Raw genomic sequence first — 1,226 nt, forward strand, 5'->3', positions numbered from 1 at the left:
CCGTCCGCGTCCCAGTCGATCCGGTTCAGCAGCCGCTGGATCCGGTCCGGGCCACCGTGACCCGCCTCCTCGGCCACCGTCCAGCCGTTCTTGCGTTCCAACGGCGCCAGCAGACCCCGCATGTACGCCAGCGCGGACTCCCGCGACTCACTCCGCGCGAACCGATGTGCAAACCGCCCGTGCAGCCGAGCCAGTCCGTCCGACCAGCGACGAGCATCGACCTCGGATATGTCCCCACCCATGAACAATCCAACGAGCAGATCCGACGAACGTCACGGTAAGCACCGTTGCAGTACTAGTCCTTTCAACGCGCGGGCAGGCACCCTTCACGCTGGTCACCAGCGCCGGCACCCACGGCTGGAATGCCGGTATCGGACGCGGCCGGAGAGTGCCCAGTCCAAGCTGCCCGAGTGGCAGGTCGGCAGGATCGCCGGCGGCCGCTGAGTGCTGAACGTGTCGTCCAGTCCTAGCGCGGCGCAGGCTACCAGGCGGTGATCCTCCGCCAGGGCCGCTCGTAGGTAACGCCGCAGAGACGGCAGTGTGCCTGGAAAAGCGCTGAGGCAGGCGTGAACGAGGTGCTGGGCTCGGCTGGCTGCTCGCAGCCGCCGACCCGCGTGAGGAGGCGCGGCTGCTCGCAGCCGCAGGCCGGCTTCGGCTCCGGCACCGCCTCTGCCGTTCTGCAGGGCGGCACCCGCCGGGCCACGTCCGTGTCCGATCTCCCGCTTCCGACCCCTACCCGAGCAACGGACCGACGGGCACCGAGCTCGGTCGGACGTGCATCGAAGATCGACCGCAGCCCGTCCCCGAAGAGCCGACAAGTCCTACGGCTCAAGCCTCCTCGACCAGTCCGCAGGCAGACGGGAACGCCTCCAAGAACTCACGTCGACCGGGATTGGTCTCGGCTTCGGCGAGATTCCCGATCACCAACAGGAAGCGGTTGAGCTGCTCGGGAGGCAAGCCCTTGAGCACCGCGGCGGTGCTCTCCATCACTCCCACCGCAGCGTCGGAATCCACCTCGTCCTCATCACAACCGTCGAGGAACCAGGGGTTGTCGATGAGGAGTCCGGCGAGGACAGGAACCAGCGGATCGATGTCGGTCACCCGGAGAATCTAGCCTGAGCCGAGCCGTGTGCTAGGAGCTGTTCAAGGTTCGGATCATGTGGCTGGGGTCAGAGACTTCAGCCACATGATCGATCCGCGGAGGTGCAGGCCTGCCGCGTAGCTCT

1 protein-coding gene and 1 pseudogene are annotated in these 1,226 nt (G+C 67.0%); both read right to left on the bottom strand.

All coding sequences use genetic code 11. The features are described from left to right. Positions 1-242: pseudogene (locus ACFXAM_RS38815) on the bottom strand (IS701 family transposase); the annotation flags it as partial. Between the two features lie 586 nt (positions 243-828). Continuing rightward, entirely contained in the window at positions 829-1,101 is a 273-nt protein-coding gene (locus ACFXAM_RS38820) for a hypothetical protein (protein ID WP_380298651.1), read from the bottom strand. Positions 1,102-1,226 lie beyond the last annotated feature (125 nt).

Origin of the sequence: Kitasatospora sp. NPDC059462, from assembly GCF_042749955.1 — a bacterium.
Lineage (GTDB): Bacteria > Actinomycetota > Actinomycetes > Streptomycetales > Streptomycetaceae > Kitasatospora.